Source organism: Lysinibacillus sp. DFXJR4, assembly GCF_057196045.1.
Window position 1 is genome coordinate 55,504 of the sequence record NZ_JBXUNW010000009.1, and the last position, 23,531, is coordinate 79,034.

The 23,531-nt window shown below is 36.6% G+C and carries 16 protein-coding genes; 4 read left to right on the top strand and 12 right to left on the bottom strand.

Annotated elements, in window-relative coordinates:
* Positions 1 to 57: 57 nt before the first annotated feature.
* Positions 58 to 1,056 (bottom strand): ABC transporter substrate-binding protein, encoded by a 999-nt coding sequence (locus AC2CGN_RS17020; RefSeq protein WP_484515100.1) that lies wholly within the window; start codon positions 1,054 to 1,056, stop codon positions 58 to 60.
* A 259-nt stretch (positions 1,057 to 1,315) separates the two neighbouring features.
* The gene (locus tag AC2CGN_RS17025; RefSeq protein ID WP_054770577.1) at positions 1,316 to 1,516 is read right to left on the bottom strand and encodes a cold-shock protein; all 201 of its coding nucleotides are present in this window, start codon (positions 1,514 to 1,516) and stop codon (positions 1,316 to 1,318) included.
* A gap of 382 nt (positions 1,517 to 1,898) precedes the next feature.
* Between AC2CGN_RS17025 and AC2CGN_RS17030 the strand changes: the two genes are divergently transcribed.
* Positions 1,899 to 2,351 (top strand): hypothetical protein, encoded by a 453-nt coding sequence (locus AC2CGN_RS17030; protein WP_484515102.1) that lies wholly within the window; start codon positions 1,899 to 1,901, stop codon positions 2,349 to 2,351.
* A 67-nt stretch (positions 2,352 to 2,418) separates the two neighbouring features.
* On the opposite strand, the gene AC2CGN_RS17035 is transcribed toward AC2CGN_RS17030, so the two are convergent.
* Positions 2,419 to 2,943, bottom strand: coding sequence for a GNAT family N-acetyltransferase (locus tag AC2CGN_RS17035; RefSeq protein ID WP_429982871.1), 525 nt, complete (start codon positions 2,941 to 2,943; stop codon positions 2,419 to 2,421).
* A 647-nt stretch (positions 2,944 to 3,590) separates the two neighbouring features.
* On the opposite strand from AC2CGN_RS17035, the gene AC2CGN_RS17040 reads away from it, so the two are divergent.
* Entirely contained in the window at positions 3,591 to 4,388 is a 798-nt protein-coding gene (locus AC2CGN_RS17040; protein WP_484515105.1) for a MerR family transcriptional regulator, read from the top strand.
* Between the two features lie 17 nt (positions 4,389 to 4,405).
* Positions 4,406 to 5,050, top strand: a complete 645-nt coding sequence (locus AC2CGN_RS17045; protein WP_283869366.1) for a methyltransferase family protein — start codon at positions 4,406 to 4,408, stop codon at positions 5,048 to 5,050.
* A gap of 172 nt (positions 5,051 to 5,222) precedes the next feature.
* Here AC2CGN_RS17045 and AC2CGN_RS17050 read toward each other — a convergent pair whose 3' ends face one another.
* The 8 genes from AC2CGN_RS17050 to sufC all read right to left on the bottom strand — a co-directional run bounded on the left by AC2CGN_RS17050 (position 5,223) and on the right by sufC (position 20,928).
* Entirely contained in the window at positions 5,223 to 10,991 is a 5,769-nt protein-coding gene (locus tag AC2CGN_RS17050) for a DUF8202 domain-containing protein (protein ID WP_484515107.1), read from the bottom strand.
* A 971-nt stretch (positions 10,992 to 11,962) separates the two neighbouring features.
* Positions 11,963 to 13,924 carry a serine hydrolase domain-containing protein gene (locus tag AC2CGN_RS17055; RefSeq protein WP_484515109.1) on the bottom strand — a complete coding sequence of 654 codons (1,962 nt, stop codon included), beginning with the start codon at positions 13,922 to 13,924 and terminating at the stop codon, positions 11,963 to 11,965.
* 523 nt (positions 13,925 to 14,447) lie between these two features.
* On the bottom strand, positions 14,448 to 15,035 hold the full coding sequence (locus tag AC2CGN_RS17060; protein ID WP_484515111.1) for a TetR/AcrR family transcriptional regulator: 588 nt from the start codon (positions 15,033 to 15,035) through the stop codon (positions 14,448 to 14,450).
* A gap of 645 nt (positions 15,036 to 15,680) precedes the next feature.
* Positions 15,681 to 17,078 carry a Fe-S cluster assembly protein SufB gene (gene sufB / locus AC2CGN_RS17065; RefSeq protein WP_283869368.1) on the bottom strand — a complete coding sequence of 466 codons (1,398 nt, stop codon included), beginning with the start codon at positions 17,076 to 17,078 and terminating at the stop codon, positions 15,681 to 15,683.
* 97 nt (positions 17,079 to 17,175) lie between these two features.
* Positions 17,176 to 17,604 (bottom strand): Fe-S cluster assembly sulfur transfer protein SufU, encoded by a 429-nt coding sequence (sufU, locus tag AC2CGN_RS17070; protein WP_054770496.1) that lies wholly within the window; start codon positions 17,602 to 17,604, stop codon positions 17,176 to 17,178.
* The gene (locus AC2CGN_RS17075; protein ID WP_484515113.1) at positions 17,594 to 18,823 is read right to left on the bottom strand and encodes a cysteine desulfurase; all 1,230 of its coding nucleotides are present in this window, start codon (positions 18,821 to 18,823) and stop codon (positions 17,594 to 17,596) included. Before AC2CGN_RS17075 ends, sufU begins: the two co-directional genes overlap by 11 nt.
* Entirely contained in the window at positions 18,823 to 20,130 is a 1,308-nt protein-coding gene (gene sufD / locus AC2CGN_RS17080; protein ID WP_484515115.1) for a Fe-S cluster assembly protein SufD, read from the bottom strand. Before sufD ends, AC2CGN_RS17075 begins: the two co-directional genes overlap by 1 nt.
* 18 nt (positions 20,131 to 20,148) lie before the next feature.
* Entirely contained in the window at positions 20,149 to 20,928 is a 780-nt protein-coding gene (gene sufC, locus AC2CGN_RS17085; protein WP_016994918.1) for a Fe-S cluster assembly ATPase SufC, read from the bottom strand.
* 595 nt (positions 20,929 to 21,523) lie between these two features.
* On the opposite strand from sufC, the gene gltC reads away from it, so the two are divergent.
* The gene (gene gltC / locus AC2CGN_RS17090) at positions 21,524 to 22,426 is read left to right on the top strand and encodes a glutamate biosynthesis transcriptional regulator GltC (RefSeq protein WP_283869371.1); all 903 of its coding nucleotides are present in this window, start codon (positions 21,524 to 21,526) and stop codon (positions 22,424 to 22,426) included.
* A 26-nt stretch (positions 22,427 to 22,452) separates the two neighbouring features.
* On the opposite strand, the gene AC2CGN_RS17095 is transcribed toward gltC, so the two are convergent.
* Positions 22,453 to 23,523 (bottom strand): glycosyl hydrolase family 18 protein, encoded by a 1,071-nt coding sequence (locus tag AC2CGN_RS17095; RefSeq protein WP_484515117.1) that lies wholly within the window; start codon positions 23,521 to 23,523, stop codon positions 22,453 to 22,455.
* Between the last annotated feature and the right edge of the window lie 8 nt (positions 23,524 to 23,531).

Sequence of the window (23,531 nt, forward strand, 5' to 3'; positions counted from 1 at the left end):
AATACATTTCCTTTTTTTATTAAACCAAGTAAATGGTTTGATCCTTGTCTTCACCAATTATTTTAGAAGGTATTGTTGAACACTTTCTAAGAATTTAATTCGGCTATATGCTGGGCCACCTTCCATAAGAGGGTCTACAACGTTGACAAATACTTGATCATTTTTAAAGGCACTAATATTTTGGACAATTGGATTCTTTTTAAAATCTTCTAATGCATTTGGGGCATCAGCATTTTCATCAGCAGAGAATTGAATAAACACATAGTCTGGGTTCATATCAGCCAATTGCTCCACAGAAATAGCTTCCTGTGACTTAGCCTTGCTTACCTCATCAGGTACTTCTAAGCCAAGCTCTCCATATAATACAGGATTGAAGAACACCTCTTTTGGATACACATAAGCTTGTCCACCTCGCATACGAATAGCTGCCACTTTTTGACCTTTTAATTTCTCTATTAAAGTTGCTTTAGCTGCTTCGATATCAGCCTTATATGTAGATAGGATTTTTTCTGCGTCTGCTTGTTTACCAGTTAATTCAGCTAATAAATTTAAATTATCTTCCCAGTCTGTAGAGATATGTGAAACTAAAATTGTAGGAGCAATTTTCTCCAACTTTCCATGTACTTCCTCTGGAAACTTTGTTGAGCCTAAAATAACATCTGGAGCTAATTCTACTATTTTTTCAAAGTTCGGTTTTATTTTCTCCCCAATGGATTCAGCTTTGTCTGTCACTGAAGCATAGAGTTCAGGGAATTTTCCACCAACAGCAATAGCTCCTACTGGATGCACATCAAGTACAACCATATCTTCCATTGCCTCCATTGCGCCTGTAACAACGATTCTTTCTGCTTTTTGTGGAACTGTATAGCTTTCACCAAGATATTCTATTGTTCTTGTACCTTTTTCTTCTGTACGCTCTTGTTCGGTTTGTGCTGTTTCCCCGCTTTCGTCTTTATCAATGGATGTATTTTGCTCACTTTCCTTTTCTCCTGAACAGGCAGCTAAAACGAGCATAAATAATGTAATAAAACCAATAAGTAAAAATTTCCTTTTCATTCTGTCAAAAACTCCTTTGTCAATTATGTGTGAATACCAATCTTTCTGTTTAACCTCCTCTTTCTATGTAGTTATTTTGAAAAAGTATTATCAGCTCCTGATATAAATGATATTGATAATCATTATCATTGTAGTATTAAATCATTATAAAATCCAGTGTTATTTCATTAATTAGTGAAATTAATTATCAATTAGACTTTATCTATACAAAAAAGGCATCCTAATTAAAGGATGCCTTTTTATGGGTACTTCATTAAAATTAAAGTTTTACGATGTTTGTAGCTTGAGGACCACGTTGACCTTCTTCTACTGAGAATTCAACTTTTTGACCTTCTTCTAATGTTTTGAAACCGTCACCTTGGATTGCTGAGAAGTGAGCGAATACATCATTTCCGCCTTCTACTTCGATGAAGCCAAAACCTTTTTCTGCGTTAAACCATTTTACTGTACCTTGTGTCATTTATATGACCTCCATTAATTGTATTAAATAAAATCATTATTGCTTCAAAAGAAAAAAATTCACAAATTACAAAAAGTATCTAACAAAACACGATTACTCTTTGTAATTTGTGAATTCATTGTTCTACCGCAATTAATTTTATTACTATTACTTTATGATAAATTTTTGTATTTGTCCAGTATAATGTCACTATTACCCAAAAAAAGTCTAGAAATCAAAGATTTTGTGACGTTCTCTGTCTGACTTGTGTACTTATCGCATTATATAATCCTTCTTTCAGAATATCTGCTAGTAGTAACTATGTATGAATTCTAACCTCTTTTCTACCAAAGAGAGAGTTAGAAATTGGAAAGAAAAAAGGAAATAATTGGAGGTGATTTGTATGAAATTAAGATTTGAATTAGAGCAAGAAATTTCCATATTGGATAATCTTTATTTTGATGGCTATTTAAAAGTGTTTGCAAATGATAACAATGAAGACGAGCTACTTTTCTTTACCACTACTGGACACAGTACTATTTTAGGTGAGTTTACTAGCAAATTGAAAACACTTCATCAAACAGGAAAAAGTCAAAAATTAAACCCATTTGGTAACATAGATATTCTTACTTTAGAAAAAAATGGGTCCAAACTTATAGTTTCTCATTCTAAAAGAGTTGTAGAAAACAGTCAGTGGCAACATATATACAATTTTACAGAGTTTGTAGTAGCTTATATCAAAGAATTACAACGCTATTTAGCTACAGCGAAAAAAGCAGATATAAATATCACGACAATTAATACTTATGTTTATCTGAAGGAGGGATTAGACACATTACAGGCGATTATTAAATAAACTTTTATTAAGCAAAGATCCTAAAAAAGACCAAGACAGCAATTAAGCTTATCTCGGTCTTAGGATTTTAATTTATCAGGGAATAAATATAAGTGTCATATGAAATATTATTTTGATGTATGTATTTTTTTAATACCCCTTCTTTTTCAAAGCCAGCTTTTGTTAACAGCTTGTTCGAGGCATCATTTTCAGTGAAAACGATTGCTCCTATACGCACTAACTTCATCTCTTGGAAGCCGAATGAAATTACTTTATTAACGGCTTCCAGTGCATAGCCTTTTCCCCAACTCTCTGGGAAAAGTGCATAACTTATTTCTGCTCTTTTATGCTCAGTTGACCACTCTTGAAAACCAATGGTACCAATTATGCCTGCTTGCCCTTTTAATTCTATTCCCCATTTAATTCCGCATTTTTCCTCATAGCTCTTTGAAAAGTTATTAATTATTAGCCTAACTTGATCTAAACTCGTTAATGGATTCTGCCCATAATGACGTAGTACATCAGGATTAGAAAAGCAATTTAGAATTGCCTGGGCATCATTCACTGTGAGCTCTCGTAGCACTAATCGATCTGTATGTAAAACAGGAAACATTTTCACACCTCTTCCAAGTAAGTTATATCTTACAAATTTTATATTAAAAGTATGAGGATTGCATTACTTATTTTTCTTCATTCAGCAAAATGTTTTCTGTAGTGAAAGCATAGTGGCAGCTACAATTATGCCAAGGCGAAATTGATCATGTCTTCACTAAATGATAATATGCAAATCTAGTAACAATTAGTGATTATCTGTTCATTCCTCAAATCCCATTCCTGAAAACTTTAAACACCTTACACCTGTCCGTTCAAATTAAAACAGAACAATATTAAGTAACCAATCTTTTAAAAGATTAGTGATAATATATTTTTTACTATTAATTTGGAAACTGTTAATCACCTTCTACGAAGCGAGTAATTATTGCAAAATGAACTATGTAGATTATAAAGGTCTCATTGTTTTCAGACATGTTATCATACACTCACCCATTACGAAGTGTTTTCTTATCTCCATAACCAACCTTACAAGCAAACTAAAATTTATTTAAACATAAAAAAACATCAAACATTATTTTTTTTGATGCAGCCATTTCGATAATATTTAACTCAATAAATCCCCTTTAAGAAAACTTAGTTACATTGTTTGACCTTCCCCTTACAGGATACTTTATATTTAAAGTAATTTAAAAGGAGGTGATTGTTATGCTTACAATTGGTGAGTTTTCAAAAATATCACATCTTACACTCAAGACGCTGCGATACTATGATGAAATTGGACTTTTAAAGCCTGATTTCATTGATGCTAATAATAACTATCGTTATTATAATATTTCCCAGCTAGAAACAGCTTTATTAATAGCACGATTAAAAAACTATTTATTTTCGTTAGAAGACATCAAAATTATTTTAACTAATAGAGAGGATACCGAACTCCTTAGTAATAAAATGAAAATCAAACAAGAAAATCTGACACAACAACTTACAATTTATTCTTCTATGTTAAAAGAATTAAAACTAGATATTCAAGTGTTAGACAAAGATGGAAATATCATGAGCTATTTAGATCAGATTGAGATTAAACTTGTGGATCACGTAGCCTATGATATCTTTTCTCAACGAAAAAAAATAAATACCGCTGATTTTTTAAAACACTTTAGTGAATTATTTAGTAAAATCTTGTTTAGAAATTTATCACCTAGCGCAAAACCACTTACTATTTTCCATAGTTCTGAATATGAACCTGATAATTATGATGTCGAAATTGCGATTCCACTTACAAAGGCCACGAATGAAACAAAAGTGTTTAATCCGGGTCTTTGCGCAATGGCTACGCTTATTGGTTCTTACGATAAACTACCTTCCATTCATACAAAACTACATGTATGGATAAATGAAAATAACTATAAATTGAATGGTGCACCGTTTGAAGTTTATCAAACAGACCCCTATAGCACACAAGAGGATAATAGTATCATAGAAGTATTTTTTCCAATTAAATAACGAAGGGGTGCCTTATTGTGTATGGTATAAACAATTCAACGATAAAAGAAAAAATCTTAATTTTAGTAGCTGAGATTATCTATTTAATCACTGCATATTATTTACTTTTCATTACATATGAAAAATCCGCCATTTCTCTCGGACTTTTTATTGCTTTAATTATTACAGCTTTGCGATTAACAGCTATGATGTTTATATGGTTACCTAGAGGTATTGCAATGCAGGAAGCTCTCATGAACAGTATAGCCTTTGGGATTTACTATTTGGGTTTTCCTATTTTAATGATTACTAGTAAACAGGATCCAAACTTAACAATACTCATTGTAGGTTGGATATTATTTTTAGGAGGGAGTATGTTAAACACAATTTCTGAATTGCTTAGAAAACCTTTTAAAGACAATCCTCTAAATAAAGGTAAGCTCTATACAGGCGGTTTATTTAAATATGCGATTCATATTAATTATCTTGGAGATTGCCTTTGGGTACTAGGCTTAGCGCTAATCTCTAACAATATTTATAGTTTGCTAATTCCTCTTGGTTTATTTTTCGTATTTGTTTTTGGCTATATTCCAAAATCAGATGATTACTTACAAAACAAGTACGGTCAACAATTTACATTATATAAACAGAAAACTAAAAAATTAATTCCTTTCATTTGGTAAACAGTTACAAGTTCAAAGTCAAAGATCACCTGTAATTCGGTGATCTTTTTTACTCAAATCAAAATTAATTCAGTACCTAGTCACTTTCTTGATAACTAATATTTTTTCATAGGTTTTTTCTTTATTAAGCAAAGGCAGGCTAAGGTTTCCCCTAGCCTGCCTTTGCTATATCTTATTTTGAAAGCTGCTCATTTCCATCTTCGTCGATTACGAACGAATGTGATTTTGCTGCTTCCTCAATTTCTTTGAATGCCCAGTGTGTTGCTTTCACATCTGGGAAGCTTGGTGCTGTCACGCCATGTAGTGGACCACGCTCAAACATACGGTTCATCATGATCACCGCTTGAGCACGTGTTAAATGCTCATCTGGCGCGAAGCTACCATCCTGACGGCCATTGATGATGCCTGCCGCACGATTTGCTTCGATTATCCATTGTGCCCAATGACCTTTTGTATCGTTGAATGTAATCGCTACATTCTCTTCGATAGAGAGTTGCTTAAAGTTCGCCACTACCGTTGCCATTTGTGCACGTGTAATGTTTTCACTTGCACGGAAGTTACCATTGACATCGCCATTCATAATGCCACGCTCTTTGACAAAGGCAATGGCACCTGCTGCGTAATAATCACTTGGAATATCCTTGAACGGTGCCATGTTGACTGGTCCATCTGTATAGCCTAAAATACGCGCAATCATTGTTGCCACTTGAGCACGTGTTACGTTTTTCTCTGGACCAAATGTGCCATCTGGGAAGCCCTTAATGTACGCTTCATGCTCTTTTACTTCTAGAGGTGGTTTTGTTTCTTCCTTCTTATTGAACTGAATAATTGTAAATGTACTAAACTTCTCCACTGTGAAGCGTAAGCCTAGCTCACCCTTCGCCATTGTTACCACCTCAGGGATAACCACTTTCTTCTCCCCATCAGAATGTTCAATAAATACCGCTAATTGCTTCAGGAATGCCTCACGCTCTTTTGCATCTGTAGGGATTTTCATGCCTTTTAACGGCAATGTCACCTGTACAGGACGACTTGGCATATTTGTTTCGATTGTCATTGGACGTGCCACTACATGCACATCATTGCTTTGCAGTGTCTCACGCACTACGCGCTCTGCACGGGCACGCTCTTCAATCGCTTGACGTTCACTTTCCTTTTTCACGGGTACTAAACGGAAGTAGAAGTTACTGTCAATGCCTTCCATTGAACTTACTGGAATCGCAATATGTCCATTTTCCGTTGAAATTTCTAACGATAAACCGTTATCGCGTAATAATTTCAAGGATTCTTTTGGAATTTCGACCTTCGCTTCCTTCACTTCATCATTGACATCTGGCAATACGATACGGGCAATATTGTTGCCGATTTCCTTTGCCTTTGCCACAGCTTCTTTGGCATTCGCCTCTGTAAGAGCCACGAAGTCCGTGATATCCCCATTCGCGTGTTTTGTACGTTCAATTTCTACCGTTGTTTTTTCCAATGGTTTCTCGCCATCGATTTCAAGCTCCACTCGGATTTTTGTTTTTGTGTCGCCTGGTGGTGGCGTAACTGGTGAAGTTGGGTTTGGTGTCCATGAACCACCACCTGTGTAGGCTTCGCGATATACTTTAATCGTATATTGCCTTACATTGCCATTTGCATCTTTTACTGAAATAACAATGATATTTTCCCCTACTTGTAGTGGAATTTGTCCAATAGCACCTGGCTGTCCATTAACCGTTGTTGTGACTGTCGCGCCAGCCTCTACTGGAATCGCCGTAAAATCAATGATGGATGTTGGATAGCCAACTGTCATTGTGTAATCTGTTACCCCTGTTTGGAAGCTTGGGCTTAACGTACCTGTAGATGGGTTTAATGTGCCTAACCCTTTTCCTATTTTTACAAGTGCATTTTGTGCTCCTGTTAATGCTGCTAATGCTTTGTCTACTTCTTCCTGTGTTGCATTTGGGTTGGCTAGGATTTCTTTTGCTTTATTTAAAGCTGTTTGATAGTTCGACCAGCTTGCCGGTGTATACTCACCTGCAACTAAATTTTTACCTTCTTCTACTTTTTGCTGAAGTGGCACTTTGTTTACTATTGGTGTTGTTGCTACTGTAAATGTATGTTTCTTTGTAACTGTTTGTTGACCATTTGTTGCTGTTGCGATAATTGTGTATGTGCCATCTGGTAAATCTGTTGGTGGTGTAAATGTCCATTCACCTGTCGTTGGGTCGACTGTTGCCGCCACATCTACCAACAGAGGCTCATCCTTGTCATTTTTCAAGATAATTGTTACTGTAGATGGCGTTGTCGTTACATCCACCTTCCCACCAATTGTTGGCTGCGGATTAGCCGTCACTGCGTCTGGCTTCGTAATTTGGAATGCAGAACTATATGGATCTTCTACAGGCAATTCAAATTGTTCGATTGCTGCACCATTTGTTCCTTGTAAGTTCCCTGTGCCATCGTATTTCACTTTTACAGCTTTATCTGTGACGTCTGGATTATTCGGGAAGGTTAACACTAACTTATCCCCCACCACTTCAAAACCAGTAGGCGTTACTTCAGTGCCATCCACTGTTATCACAAAGCCTGCTAAACCTGTTACTTGAATATTTTTATCAAACGTTACTGTGACTTTATTGGCACCTGTAGTTTGTTCAAGTACAGCTGTTTCTGGTTTTGGCTTTACAAGTACTAAATTATCTTTTGCTTTTGTTAAATTTGTTAATGCCTCATTTACCTCTGTTTGTGTGGCATTTGGGTTATCAAATATAGCTTTTGCCTTTGTTAATTCGTTTTGTAATGCTGTCCAGCTATCTGGTGTATAGTCTTTTTCTGTTAAGCCCTCTACTTCCATGATTTTATTACTAAGGACTGTTTTATCAACAATTGTTAATTCTTTTTCAAAGACATTTACTGGAACATTATTTGTGCCTGTTAAATTACCTTGTCCATCATACGCCACCTTTACGGATTTACCAGTCGTATCTGTCCCTGCTGGTAAAGTAATCAGTAGTTGTTTTGGATTTACAGGATCTACTTTAATATCTGTATTTGTAAGTGTTATTGTTTCAGTACCTATTGTCACTGTAAACCCTGTTGCTTCGGGTGCTGATAATTTAATGTCTTGATCAAATGTCACAACAATTTGATTTTGATTCGCAGATACTTTTTCCATTTTCACGCTTTGTGGGAAAGGTACATCCGCCGCAAAAGTGAAATACTGACCATTAGCTAAAGTCGCTTTTGTTACATAGTAATCTGTGCCTCCAATTGTCACCTCTGTCATTGGATGAGATGTAGCATTAGTGAAATCTGTCTCACTTTCTCCTACTAATAATGTTGTACCAGTTGGCATGGAAGCTTTTGGAATCGCAATATTTACTTCACCAACGCTACCAGTATTTTGTACTTTCCAAATACGTTCAGCATGATTTTTGTCCGTATTGCCAATCTGCTTCGTAAATTTCAATTCGGAGCCGTTATCGCCCCAGATTAAATATTGTTTATCTGTTAGCATTCCGTTATTAGCTTCATTTGTATCGGCAAGTGTACCAATGCCAATTACTACTTGAGTGCCTAAATTGATACTTCTACTTTGTTTTTGAAGAAGATCTTCCTTCGAATCATGCGCAATTCCTGCAATATTATGTTTATATTTAAGATCAGGTGACCAAACTGGTTCTCCATTTGTTGCTACATACTCTTCGTCACCATTACCTAAAGTGATACCATACTTCACAGCTAGATATGTCTCAATCTTTGCAGCATCTACATTTGTTTCACTATCATACAAAATAATCTCAGCTACATCAGCTCGAAGACCCAACCAATTGCTACCACTAGTACCCTCGGTAGCTCCTATAACAGGCGTAAATGAAAATCTAGTAAAGTTATTAGGTCTATTGATACTAGTTTGTTGCCCATCTACTCTTGCTAATGGGTTCGTTCCTGTATCATTAATTTCGTAATTTACAATTTGATATCTTGATCTATCAGGAGCTCCAAAAGAGCGCCACACTGAGTTTGCACCAGTTCCTACTGCAAAAGCACCTGATTCTCCACCTAATACTTGAGCTCCATAATTAATTGTTTCAACAGAACCAACAAGTGCACCAGCATTCCCTGATGAAGGCCATTTATAAACTGCAAATCCCGATTGGAAAGTAATTTTTTTATCTCCAATTAATTTAGCAGATTGGTTATAATGATTTGTTGAGTTTAGGTTATCAAACTTTATACTTGGGTTAAAATTTACGCCATCTTCATTATATTTTGGTGTTTTCGCTTCGTGTCCAGCTGGAATATCTAATGTAAATGTATTTTCCCCTGCTTTATCAGTCCAATTTGTTAACTGATTACTGCCATCTTTGCTAGCGCCATCATTCGCCTTCAACCATAATGCTGGTTGAACGTTTCCACCACCAGGTAATTTCACTCCAGAAAGTTCAACAAGTTTTAAATTTTTAGTTATTGGTCCTGCAGAAGCTCCTTCTTTGGTTGCAGTAACTTTAAGTGTATAGTTCCCTGGTGTCAAATTCGTTGAAGGCTTAAACTCCCAAGTTCCGTCTGCCTTAACCGTAACTTCCTCTTTAATAATTTCAGATGGATTTGATTTGTTAACAAGTTCAATTGTTACCTTTGCATCGGGGGTACCAGTCCCACTAATAGTTGGTTGGATACCAATAGTCTGACCATCCCCAGGCTCTGAAACTTCAAGATCTACAGGATCACGATAGTCTAGAACGATTTTTTTAGTTGACGCTTCGTAGGAAACTGCGGCTTGTGTATTAATGTCAGTGACAAAGTATTCCGCATCTTTTTCTTCCGCTGTGTAGCCACTTCCACCTATCGCGATATCAACGATCGGATTATCACTTTTATCTGGCATAGTTCTTGCAAAAACGCCAACCCTAGCTCCGTCTTCCATAGCCTGAATCAAAGTTAAATAGGCGTTATCCCGAGCAGCCTTATTCTTCAAAAAGACATTTCGCTGCTCTCCTGCTGTATTGAAATTATCGTAAACGAAGGCTTTTCTGCCAAATTGAAATTCCGCTTGAGCAGCGGTACCGCGCATATAAACGGCTACGTTACCTACTGTTGTAGTACCGACAGGATCATTATCTGTTGTAACAGCTGTGTTCAAGCCATCCCCATGCAAAATATTTCCTGTTATTTTTCCTCCTGTCATCACAAAGCGAGGTTTACCGGATAAGCCAATTCCAACAATTACACCATTACTTTTGACGCCTGACCTTTCAGTAATAGAGTTTTCAGTAATTACGCCGCTTTCAATAGTAACTACGCCTCCCGAGCCTGCTCCAAGTATCGAAGGCGGATTATCTTCAGCCCTCCCCTTAACTTCATTATTATGAATCAGTGTATTTCCTTTAACGAATATTTTTGCGCCACTGGCATTCAATACGGCTACACCACCGCCGCCCGCATTAATATGGTTGCTGATCTCAATATCTTCAAGAACCGAAACTGCATTCGAGTTTACGCTTATCCCAATGTTTGTAGCTTCTATATATTGACCATCAATAATTAGATTTTTAAGGGTCACATTCCCGCCATTGATATTGATCAAAGTACCACTAAATCCTGTACCACGGGCAATTTTGAATTTTTTTCCTTCATCGGATATTAACGTTACGCTTTTTCCTGAAGCGTTAGTTAATAGTGTCGCATTCAAGGTAATATCACCAAGAAGAATGACTGTTCCTGTACCATTTGCTGGCACCGATTCTATTGCCTTGCCTATTGTTGCGAATGGACTATCCTTAGTCCCCATATCAGCGTCACTACCACTAGATGATACGTAGAAGACATTTTCTTCATCAGCAGCCTTCGCTATCTGTGGCATAAACGTAGCTGGTAAACTACCTACTACAAAAACGATTACTAGTAACATTATCAGCTGTTTTTTCCAAAAAAGCTTATTATTTGGTGTAAACATGCTTCCTCATCCTCCCAATCATTCCTAAGCCTCCTCGCATTGAAAAATCGAGGGTACTCTTTCTTACAATAAAACTTTTAAAATTTTTATAGATTATATAACCCTTCAAACTCCTCCCTCCTGTTAACGCCATTCTTTTTCAACAGATTCCCCCATGCTTAACTATAGTAAATCGACCTAGACAAAATCTGAACAACTTTCCTCAATGGACTTCCATCTAAACAATTCTCTCATTTACAAGATAAAAAAGAGGTATCCCACATTGAGATACCTTAGATATTGGTAATATGAACAAACTTTATTTTAAAGTAGCATTTAGAAAATAAAGTAAGCGTTCTTTATCAAAATTAATTTACCATTAAGTGATATATTTTTAATCAGAAGATAAACAAGGTTTTCAGTTTTTTATTTTAGTATAAAAAGCCCAGGCTCAAAATTTATTGTGAACTGGGCTTCGTCATTGGTTAATGCGTATTCATTTGTTTGTTTACAATGACATTGATAGATTACTACATCATTCTCAACAAAAACTGAACAATAGTATTTACTTTTACGTTGCTGAATAGTAAATGTATATTTTTTCATCCTTATGAGCGATATGTTTCAGTGATGAAGATATTTTTAAAGTCCGCCTTGTAACACTCCTGGAATAACATATACGGCAAGCAGTCTGTGAAGCTGTTAATAACTCAGCTAAATCTTGGCATGTAGTAGTTCGCTCGCACTCATTTCACATCATCCTTTGATTTGTCGTATTTTAAAGTCTGTAAACTGTCATTGGTACCTTCTGTCGTTGAGTCAACACTACTTGAAAGAATGGCTATAATAGGATAATCCAAAGGCGAAATTCGATAGGGATATAAAAAAACAGGCAAGATAAATAACTTTGCCTGTTTTTAATAAAATCTATTTAAACATTAACCAGAATGGAGTATGGTAGATTCTTATGCAGTAGCAAATTTGATGACGATTTATATAGTCCAAAACAACAGAAAGCGGTACTGAATCATCAATAAAATGAACATACAAATAGTTGCTACCAATATAGCATTCCATATTTTCCTTCTTTTGCTAACTTCCTTATTCCTAAATGATCTTAAAATAGGGATAGTTGCAATTATCATGCCAATAGAAAGAACTGCATTGATTATTAGGTGTATCCTAAAATCTCCAATTGGAGAGGTCATAGCCGACATAAATCTCAATATAGTCACTATCATGTTGATCAAACTTAATAGACCGATAACTGGTAATAGATTTGTCTGTATATATGCCGGTGTATAAAGAGAGATTCCCTGCTTTTTACGTTTTCTCAATAAAATGACAGATATGAGCGCAGCAATGGAGCCTGTAATAAAAATTATTGTACAAAAAACAAAAGCAATCTGATTGATCTGGATGTTTTTGTTTAGCGGCATTTTTAAATAGTCTCGAATATTTCCTGTGCGAACTTTATCAACCTGACCGTTTTCATCTAACTCAAAGGATAAAAAAGCAAGAGAGCCTCCGCTTCGTTCCAATATAGATGGATTGGAATCCATTCGTTCAAAAACCAAGGGGGCGACCTCTGCAAAGTGAAGTGTTTCTCGATTTGGATCGATGGAAGGTCGTACTTCAATTTCCCCGTTCCCCATATCTTTTACAACAATACTATCACCAGAAACCAAATATAAACTTGACAGGAAGTTGCTATGAATCATTCGGCCCGAATAATAAGTTCCACTAAGATTTTGGGTATGGAAATTTGGCACAGTAACCGTTGCTTGATGAGAAAACTGGGCAGAAAGCTTATCTACAATTTCAGTTCGCACACCACCCGATTCTCCCGCTACGTTGGTAAGCACACTAACACCGAAATTCTCTTCTGGGACGAGACTTAAAAATGCGGAAAAATTGGTTGTATTTCCTCCGTGTTCTAGTAAACGAACTCCGTTTTCCTGACGCATCCAAAACCCATGGGCATTAGAAGGCATACCGGCAGTAACAGAAAGGGAATCGGTATGCATTTCTTTAAGCGTTTGAGGTGAATTAAATAATGAGTCATCTAAAGCACCCTCATAATCCATGTGGGCGATCATAAACTTTGCCATGTCTTCTGCGGTTGAAGTAACCGCTCCAGCAGGTGCCTCATTTAAAAAGTTTTCTGGTAGCAACTCGAATCCTTCTGACACACTGCCATAACCCTTGCTTTTATTTTCTGCAAACCCAGGTAGGTGATAATAATTTGCATAGGCAGTACTTCTTTGCATATGCAAAGGATCAAAGATATGCTTTTTTACATATTCTTCAAAGCGTTCCCCAGACTTCACTTCCACTATATATCCTGCAATGTCTGTACCGAAGTTAGAATATGCGATAACCGTTCCCGGTTCATATATTTGCTTGGGCTGATGTTTTGCACTTACCCATTTTTCAAGAGGAATGATTTTTTCTTTATCAAAAGTAAGCATTTCGCTTGCATTTTCTTCAAATCCTGCGGTATGGTTCATTAAATCTAATATTGTAATGGGTTTATCATAAACCAAATTAAGGCGCTCATACCCGATATATTCTCGTATATCTGTATGCAGATCAATCATTCCTTCTTCAACTAGTTGCATTACTGCTGTCCATGTAAAAATTTTGCTGACCGATCCAATTTCAAATATAGTAGATGCGGGATCGACAGGAATATCCTCCTTTATGTTTGCTACCCCATACCCTTTGCTGAAAATTAGCTTTCCGTCTTTAACTATAGAAACTGCCGCACCCGGTACGGTAACCCCTATTTTACCTTCCATAATATCATCAACTATTGTTTCGATTTTTGAAATATCCACACCTGATGGAGTTACTTCAGCACTTGCAAATGTTGACATGGGAAAGTAGAAAAAGCAACTGAAAATTGTAATTACGGTGGTTACAAAAGCAACCAGCCTATTTGTTTTTTTCATTATAAGTCTCCTTATTTCCATTACGTAATCTTAATATATTTTTAGAAACACAAGTTTTATCTCTTTGTTTGTATATCTTGACTGCCAGACGCGCATGTGTACTATGTACGCTTCAGTGACTTGATTAATTTTTTGGTTCGTATTAGAATTCATAAATGGAGTTCTCCTGTGTGATGGTGAATCAATTTAGGCGTTGACACTCATACATCATACAAGAGGACTTTTTCTTTTTAAGCTCCCGAAAATCCTTCTAACAGGAATGCTCCTAAAATAGGAAATAAGAACACCCCAGATAGATATAGCTTCTAAAAAACAGAATAGAAATTCCGATATAAATTTGTCCACAAATTCTTGCTTTCTTGTCTTATCCACATTTTTATGTAAGACAACTCCAATCACAAGCAAAATTATGCTGACAGCAATATTAAAAATTATGAATAGTGGTACCTAATTTTTTAAAAACAGAAATACTTCAAAAAATCCCTAACTACCTTCATTTTACCTCCATTGATTTTTTCTCTCTTTATTCAAAAATTGTATCTATCGTACTATTTAATAGAAATTCAAATACTTCAAGATGGTCATAAGCAATTTTATCTTTCATTGTCACTATAAATAGCATCGAACTTATTACAGCATATGCTTTTTCTTTTTCAACTTTCAGTCTGAGCCCTGCAAGATCAATGGTCTCGTAGAAAAAATTAACGCTATCAAAATGTAGTTTTTCGATACGGTCTTTAGGTATTTTGTTTAAAAAGGCTAAGAAATCTGGAGTTCCCAGATCATATAAAAATGGTGATTTATCAAATTCTTTAAAATGCCATTTCATGGCACTAATAAAACCAGCTTTGCCCTTTTCACTATTAATAATTTCTTGCAAATTGCTTTTCAACCTATTATGCACACGCTCTAAGGTGTCACAAAACAAATCCTCTTTAGCCGAATACAATAAATAAAATGATCCTGTTGATATTCCTATTTTTGCAGTTAATTCACCAATACTTGTTTTCTTGTATCCATGTAATGCCCAACTCCGCTCACATTCAGTACAAAGCTTTGCTCTTAGCTCAATCTTTTCTTCATCAGAAAAGCCTTTCGGTCCTTTTGCCACCCATTACACCTCCTTATTTTATTATGAATTAATTCATTTTTTAATTCATAATAAAATAATACTCCCTCATGTATTGGCTGTCAACTAAATACTTGATTATATAAAAACGTACAAGCATTAAAGATATAAAACTATCAGCTGTACTATATGCTTTTGTATTTATTAGCGAGGCAGGAATACGAATTAATGAGGCTTTGGCTTTACGCTGGTCAGATACGGAGATAATAAAAAAATGTTGAAAGAGAAGGGTGACGTAATAACAATAATAAATTAACATTAACAAACTTAAAAAACATATATGATTTTTCAAAACTCTCTTGGAAATTATTTAATGCCATCAACAGTACGAAGAAAGTATTGAGAAGTATTGCAAGACAGCTGGCGTGGATTATATAGGAGCTCACTGTTTCAGACATACACACGCTGTTTTGCTTAAAGAATCCGGCGCAAGTATTAAATTAAATTTCAAATCGATTACAATTAAAAGTACTACGAATACTTATTTAGAGATAAGTGAAAAAATAGAAGGAGACGAACTAAAAAAGTTCGCCTCCTACACTGATAACATCTGAATCGGCACGTTTTCGGTACGGCCAATTTTCATTGTTTAACTAAAACCCTTATATATTAGGCATTTCAGGGGTATTACCCGATACTGCCCTCCATCTCGAACTTGATAAGACGGTTCATTTCTACTGCGTATTCCATTGGAAGTTCTTTTGTGAATGGCTCGATGAAGCCCATTACAATCATTTCTGTTGCTTCTTCTTCAGAGATTCCGCGAGACATTAAATAGAATAATTGTTCCTCTGATACTTTTGAAACTTTTGCTTCATGCTCTAATGAAACATTATCATTTAAGATTTCATTGTATGGAATTGTATCTGAAGTTGATTGGTTATCCATAATTAACGTATCACATTCGATGTTTGCACGTGCACCGCTTGCTTTAGGACCGAAACGAACTTGTCCCATATACGTTACTTTCCCACCTTGTTTAGCAATTGATTTAGAGACGATTGTTGAAGATGTGTTTGGTGCCATATGAATCATTTTCGCACCTGCATGTTGGTGTTGTCCTTTACCTGCTAATGCGATGGATAATGTCATACCACGAGCACCTTCACCTTTTAGGATACATGCTGGGTATTTCATTGTTAATTTAGAACCAATGTTTCCATCAATCCATTCCATTGTACCGTTTTCTTCAACAACTGTACGTTTCGTTACAAGATTGTATACGTTGTTCGCCCAGTTTTGAATTGTTGTATAACGGCAATAAGCATCTTTGCGTACAATAATTTCTACAACTGCTGAGTGTAGAGAGTTTGTTGTATAAACAGGAGCTGTACATCCTTCTACGTAGTGTACGTGTGCACCTTCGTCCACAATAATTAATGTACGTTCGAATTGACCCATATTTTCAGAGTTAATACGGAAATAAGCTTGTAAAGGTGTTTCAACCTTCACACCTGGTGGTACATAGATAAATGATCCACCTGACCAAACAGCTGAGTTTAGTGCAGCGAATTTGTTGTCTGTATAAGGAATTACTTTACCCCAGTATTGTTTGAAAATATCTTCGTTTTCGCGTAAAGCAGAGTCTGTATCTTTAAACACAATACCAAGATCTTCAAGGTCTTTTTTCATGTTGTGGTAAACGACCTCAGACTCATACTGCGCAGATACACCTGCAAGATATTTTTGTTCCGCCTCTGGAATCCCTAATTTATCAAAAGTAGCTTTGATTTCATCAGGTACTTCATCCCATGAACGTTGTGTAGCCTCTGATGGTTTTACATAATACGTAATTTCATCAAAATCTAAGTCACCTAGATCGCCACCCCATTGTGGCATTGGTTTTGTATAGAAAGTTTCCAGAGCTTTTAAGCGGTATTCAAGCATCCATTCTGGCTCTTCTTTCATATTAGAAATTTCACGGACGATTTCTTCAGTTAAACCACGTTTTGAACGGAAAATTGATACGTCCTTATCATGGAAACCGTATTTGTAATCGCCGATATCAGGCATTTTTTTAGCCATCGTTTCTCCTCCGTTCATGCTATTGTATCTAGTCGTTATAACCTTTCTAGGTGAGTGAAGACACATGTAGTGCCTTCGCTCAACTGAAAGAAACTATTTATTGCTTTACGCCTTTTTCCATTGCTTTCCAAGCCAATGTCGCACATTTGATACGTGCCGGGAATTGAGCTACACCTTGTAGTGCCTCAACATCCTCTAGGTCATATTTGTCACTATATTCTTCACCCATCATCATCTTCGAGAAAATTTCGGCAAGCTCTAATGCTTCCTCTACCTTTTTCCCTTTAATGAGCTGTGTCATCATAGACGCAGAAGACATCGAAATGGAACAGCCCTCACCATCAAATTTCGCATCCTCCACAATACCATCAGTCACCTTTAATGTTAAGTGAATACGGTCGCCACAAGTCGGATTGTTCATATCAATTGTTACAGCATCATTCTCTATCGATCCTTTATTACGAGGATTTTTATAATGATCCATTATGACTGAACGATATAATTGATCTAAATTATTAAAAGACATCGCCAAAATACTCCTTCGCAGAACGTAACCCTGCAACTAAGCGGTCAATATCCTCCTCTGTATTGTACAGATAAAAGCTTGCTCGCGCTGTCGCTACTTGCTGAAGACATTTCATTAGTGGCTGTGCACAATGATGACCTGCACGAACAGCAATACCATTCATATCAAGCACCGTTGCCACATCATGTGGATGTACATCGTCTAAGTTAAATGTCACTAGTCCACATCGCTTCATTGGATCACGTGGGCCGAAAATTTTAAGTCCGTCAATTGTTTCAAGCTGATCCATGGCGTAGCCTACAAGCTTATGCTCATGCTCTGCAATTGTATCAAGCCCGATCTCAGTTAAGAAATCAATAGCTGCACCTAACCCTATTGCACCTGCAATAATAGGCGTTCCACCTTCAAATTTCCACGGTAATTCCTTCCACGTTGACTCATAAAGTCCAACAAAGTCGATCATTTCGCCACCAAATTCAATTGGCTCCATCTTTTCTAGGTGTTCCTTTTTACCATATAGTACACCTATTCCAGTTGGTCCGCACATTTTATGCCCCGAAAAACCTAAGAAATCTACATCCAAATTTTGCACATCGATCTTCATATGTGGAGCTGCTTGTGCACCATCGGCTACCATAACTGCACCATTAGCATGTGCAATTTGAGCAATTTCTTTAATTGGATTAATCGTACCGAGCACGTTTGATGCCATTGAAACTGAAACAATTTTTGTTTTAGGTGTAATCGTTGCACGTACTTTGTCTAAGCTTAGTGTGCCATCTGCTTCAAGCTCAATGTATTTCAAAATTGCTTTTTTCTCTTTAGCTAGTCGTTGCCAAGGAATAATATTTGAATGATGTTCCATATGGGTAATAACAATTTCATCACCCTCACCAACGTTGGCACGGCCATAGCTTGCTGCTACTGTATTTAAAGCCGTTGTTGTTCCACGCATGAAAATAATTTCTTGTGTGGATTGAGCATTGATAAACTTACGAACCTTCTCACGTGCGCCTTCATATTTGTCAGTAGCACGATTTCCTAATGTATGCACACCACGGTGAACATTGGAATTATCGAATTCATAATAATTCTTCATCGCTTCAATTACTTGAATTGGTTTTTGAGAAGTTGCTGCACTATCAAGGTAAACCAGCTTATGACCATTAACTTCCTGATCTAAAATTGGGAAATAGCTTTTAATGTCTTTATTCATCATTAGCGAACTTTCCTTTCAATAACCTCCGTCAGTTGCTTTTGAACGCCTTCAATAGGTAATTGCTTAACAACTGGCGCAAGGAATCCATGGATAACAAGGCGCTCTGCTTCCGCTTTCGAGATACCACGACTCATTAAATAATAAAGTTGTAATGGATCTACTCGACCAACAGATGCTGCGTGTCCTGCTGTTACATCATCTTCATCAATTAATAAAATAGGATTTGCATCCCCACGAGCCTTTTCTGACAGCATTAAAACACGTGATTCTTGCTGTGCATCTGCTTTTGTTGCACCATGCTCAATATAACCAATACCGTTAAAGACTGATTGAGCTGCGTCCTTCATAACACCATGCTTTAAGATATGCCCGTTAGAGTTTTTACCCCAGTGACGAACCTCAGTAGTGAAGTTAAGTTTTTGTTCTCCACGACCAACAACTACTGTTTTTGTATCAGCATGAGAACCGTCACCAACTAAATGTGTAATGTTTTCAGAGATTGTATCTGAATCATTCATTAAACCAAGAGCCCAATCCACTTTTGCATCGCGTGCTAAACGAGCACGGCGGTTTACATACGTAGTATAGCCCTTTGCAAGTACATCTACTGCACCGTATGTAACTTGTGCATTATCTTGGACTACTACTTCTGCAATAATATTCGCTTGACCTTTTGCTTCTTCAATAGTTGAAATATAAGTTTCAACATATGTTACAGCTGAATTTGCTTCCGCTACTACTAAAACGTGGTTGTATAGTGAAGCTTCTGCATTATCATTTAAAAATACAACTTGAAGTGGTTGTTCGATGATTACGTTTTTTGGTACATAGACAAACACTCCACCATTTACAAGTGCTGCATGAAGCGCTGTTAATTTATGTTCATCCACTTTAACTGCTTCTGTCATGAAATATTTTTGAACAAGTTCGCCATGCTCACGAACAGCTGTTAACATATCCGTAAAAATAACACCTTTATCAGATAATTCTTGTGATGTTTTAATATATGCTGGTGTATTATTACGTTGAATATAAAGATTTTCCTGAGCTTCGAGATCAATTAAGCCTCTCGCTTCTTCTGGTAGTGCATCAAGTGTAGTAAATTCATTACTAGCAACTGAATGAGCTGGAAAATTCACAAAATCCCATTTTGTAATATTCGTTCTATCTGGTTTTGGCAAATCTAAACCAGTTACTTTGTCTAGTGCTGCCGTACGAAGCTCTGTAAACCAAGTTGGTTCTCCATTTGCTTCTGAGAACGAGCGCACGTCCTGTACTGTTACAGGCAAGTTAAGTTCCACTGTCATGCTAGTTCGTCCTCCCTCTTATGCTTCTTGTTCTTCTGTTTCTTCTTCGATACCTAATTCTTTTTTAATCCAGTCATAACCTTCTGCTTCTAAACGTTGCGCAAGCTCTGCACCACCTGATTTCACAACACGTCCTTGCATCATTACGTGTACATGGTCTGGTGTAATGTAGTTAAGTAGACGTTGATAGTGCGTAATCATTAAGCAGCCAAAGCCTTCTCCACGCATTGCATTGATACCTTTCGATACTACTTTAAGCGCATCAATATCAAGACCAGAGTCAATTTCGTCTAAAATTGCGAATGTTGGTTTAATCATCATTAATTGAAGAATTTCATTACGTTTTTTCTCACCGCCAGAGAAACCTTCATTTAAATAACGTTGAGCCATATCTTCGTTCATTTCAAGGAATTCCATGTTTTTATCTAATTCACGAATAAATTTCATTAATGAAATTTCATCGCCTTCTTCACGACGGGCATTAATAGCTGAACGTAAGAAATCAGCATTTGTTACACCTGCAATTTCAGAAGGGTATTGCATAGCTAGGAATAAACCAGCTTGAGCACGCTCGTCTACTTCCATTTCAAGCACATCTTCTCCATCAAGCTCAACAGTACCTGAAGTTACTTCATATTTCGGATGCCCCATGATAGCAGAAGCGAGTGTCGATTTACCAGTTCCGTTAGGTCCCATGATTGCGTGAATTTCATTTGTATTGATTGTAAGGTTTACACCTTTTAAAATCTCTTTCCCGTCGATTGCAACGTGAAGATCTTTAATAACTAAAGTTGACATGAAAATACCTCCATAGTGTGTTCAGTGAATGGGGGAACCATTCCTTAATTATCATCATTCTAATCTTAACTGAAAATCGTTCTCTATGCAAACCATTTCAATTTCTTTCACTCTTCTCAGTCAAATTCCTTAAAAACAAGGATTTTGTAAGCATTTTCAGATTATTGCTAACCGTTATTGACAATGAGAATCGACTTTCTTCATTTTCAATGAATTAACTCTAATTGAGAATTAATTTCATCTAGCAACATAGTGAAAACCCCGCAGAAAGCGTTAATTGTAGCGGTTTTGTGACAAATTTGCATAAACAACACTATCTATACTATAACCTTTTTCTTTAGAATGGAATCAAATAAGGGAAACAATTAACTAGAGAGATATTCAACAAAATGTCAGATATCCCATCAAACCAATCGGTTCTATAACCTTCTGCAACCGCCCACCTAAAATTCTCCTATCACCTCAATTTTTGTAATGGCAGAGGAAATCCTTCTATTTTTTAAGCCTCTATTGATTTATAATCATTTTTCATCTTAAATAGTATATAATTAGAGTATAATCAATCTTATTTTTCGATTAATAGAGGTGAAATTTATTGGAGTTACGTCAATTACGTTATTTTGTTGAGGTTGCTGAGCGCGAGCACATCTCAGAGGCTGCAGAGTATCTTCATGTTGCTCAATCTGCAATTAGCCGTCAAATTGCCAATTTAGAAGATGAATTAGGGACACCCCTATTTGAACGTGTGGGACGAAACGTCAAATTAACACCAATTGGAAAGATATTTCTAGAGCATACAATTACCGCTTTAAAAGCAATAGATTTTGCAGCAAAACAGGTTGAAGAATATTTAGATCCCGCGAAAGGTACAATAAAAATTGGCTTTCCAACAAGCTTGGCAAGCTATGTCCTGCCAACGGTTATTTCAGCCTTTAAACGACAATATCCAGATTTACAATTTCAGCTTCGTCAGGGCTCCTACCGTTTTTTAATTGATGCTGTCAAAAATCGGGAGTTAAACTTAGCCTTTTTAGGTCCTCTTCCCCCGAAAGATGAATCCATTCAATCAACAATTTTATTTACGGAGAATATCGCTGCATTACTGCCAGCCAACCATCCATTAGCAAAGAAGGAAAGCATCCAATTGGCTGAATTACGTAATGACTTATTTGTGCTGTTTCCAGATGGCTATATATTACATAAGGTAGCGATGGATGCCTGTCGTGCTGCTGGTTTTCTGCCGAATGTTATCTCAGAGGGTGAGGATTTAGATGCATTAAAGGGACTTGTTGCAGCAGGTATTGGGGTTAGCTTACTACCTGAAAGCTCTCTATACGACTCAGCTGCTCGCTTTACCGTAAAGGTACCTATTCAATCACCTACGATTCCCAGAACAGTCGGCATTATTTCACCTATTAACCGTGAGATAGCACCATCAGAAAAAATATTTTTAGATTTTGTCACAAACTTTTTTTCTCGTCTATCTCAATTCCAATAAAAAAATCGCCAGTGCTGGCGATTTTTTTATTGCTTCGTATTTGCTACCCGTCCCTCTGCTGTTTGTTCACCAATCCATTCTAACGTCTTTGAACCTAAACCTCCTGCACGCCATAAAACCACATTATTGTAGTTTTTCTTACGCACATAGGAGACCCATTTTTCAAGTGTTTCCTGATCAGCATACCAGACTTCATGCTTCATATTTTGATCATCTAAATAACTAAAATAGGCTGCACCACTTGCTTGATCTCGCTGCTTTACCGCTTGCGTTTTAGTCAATAATTCCTCTGCCTCAATCTCCGTTATCGCAACCGTCTTCCCTTGATTGACCCATTTAAAGCCGCCAGTAGCAAAGGCAATTGCCAAATTCTGATTAGATTTTTCAATCTTTTTCATTAAATCATCTAAAAATGAAAAAGTCGCCTTTGCGCCTGGACCACTATGATAGCCATAAACATTATAGGCCATCACCGTATATTTCGGTCCATCTGGTAGCTTTACATCGAATGGAAATCGTGGCTCTAAAACAACATGTAAGGTAACATCCTTTTTCAATAGCTGCTGATAGAGCTCCTCTAGGAAAAGTACATACGCTGGAATGTCCTCTTTTGCAACCTTCTCATAATCAATTTCAATACCCTTCAAATTGTACTGCTCGACAATGTGCATAATATTATCGATGTGTTTCTGTCTAGTTGACGCATCTTGAAGCAGACGATGTAATAGCGTGCTGTCCTTCTGAACAGATGGGGCATTATCTGTAACATAATCATTAATTAATGTAAGCATCACATGATGTGTTTCATTAAATTGCTGCTGTGTTTGTTTCAACATTTCTATTGCATCTTCAGTTAATAATAATTGATCTTTACTATTAAAGTAGGCACCAAAAACGCGAATATCCTGTAAGCCCTGCTGTGAATTTTTCACATCTTCAAAAGCTGATTTTTTTTGCCATTCAGGCAACCAAATGGATAATTGAAGCTTGTTCTTATCCTTCAGCTCCTCTTTTGCCTCAACTGGTGCTTCTTTGCTATTATTACAAGCTGTAATGATTAATAGGATTATACAGATAAACAACAAAAAGTTTTTCACTTGAATCT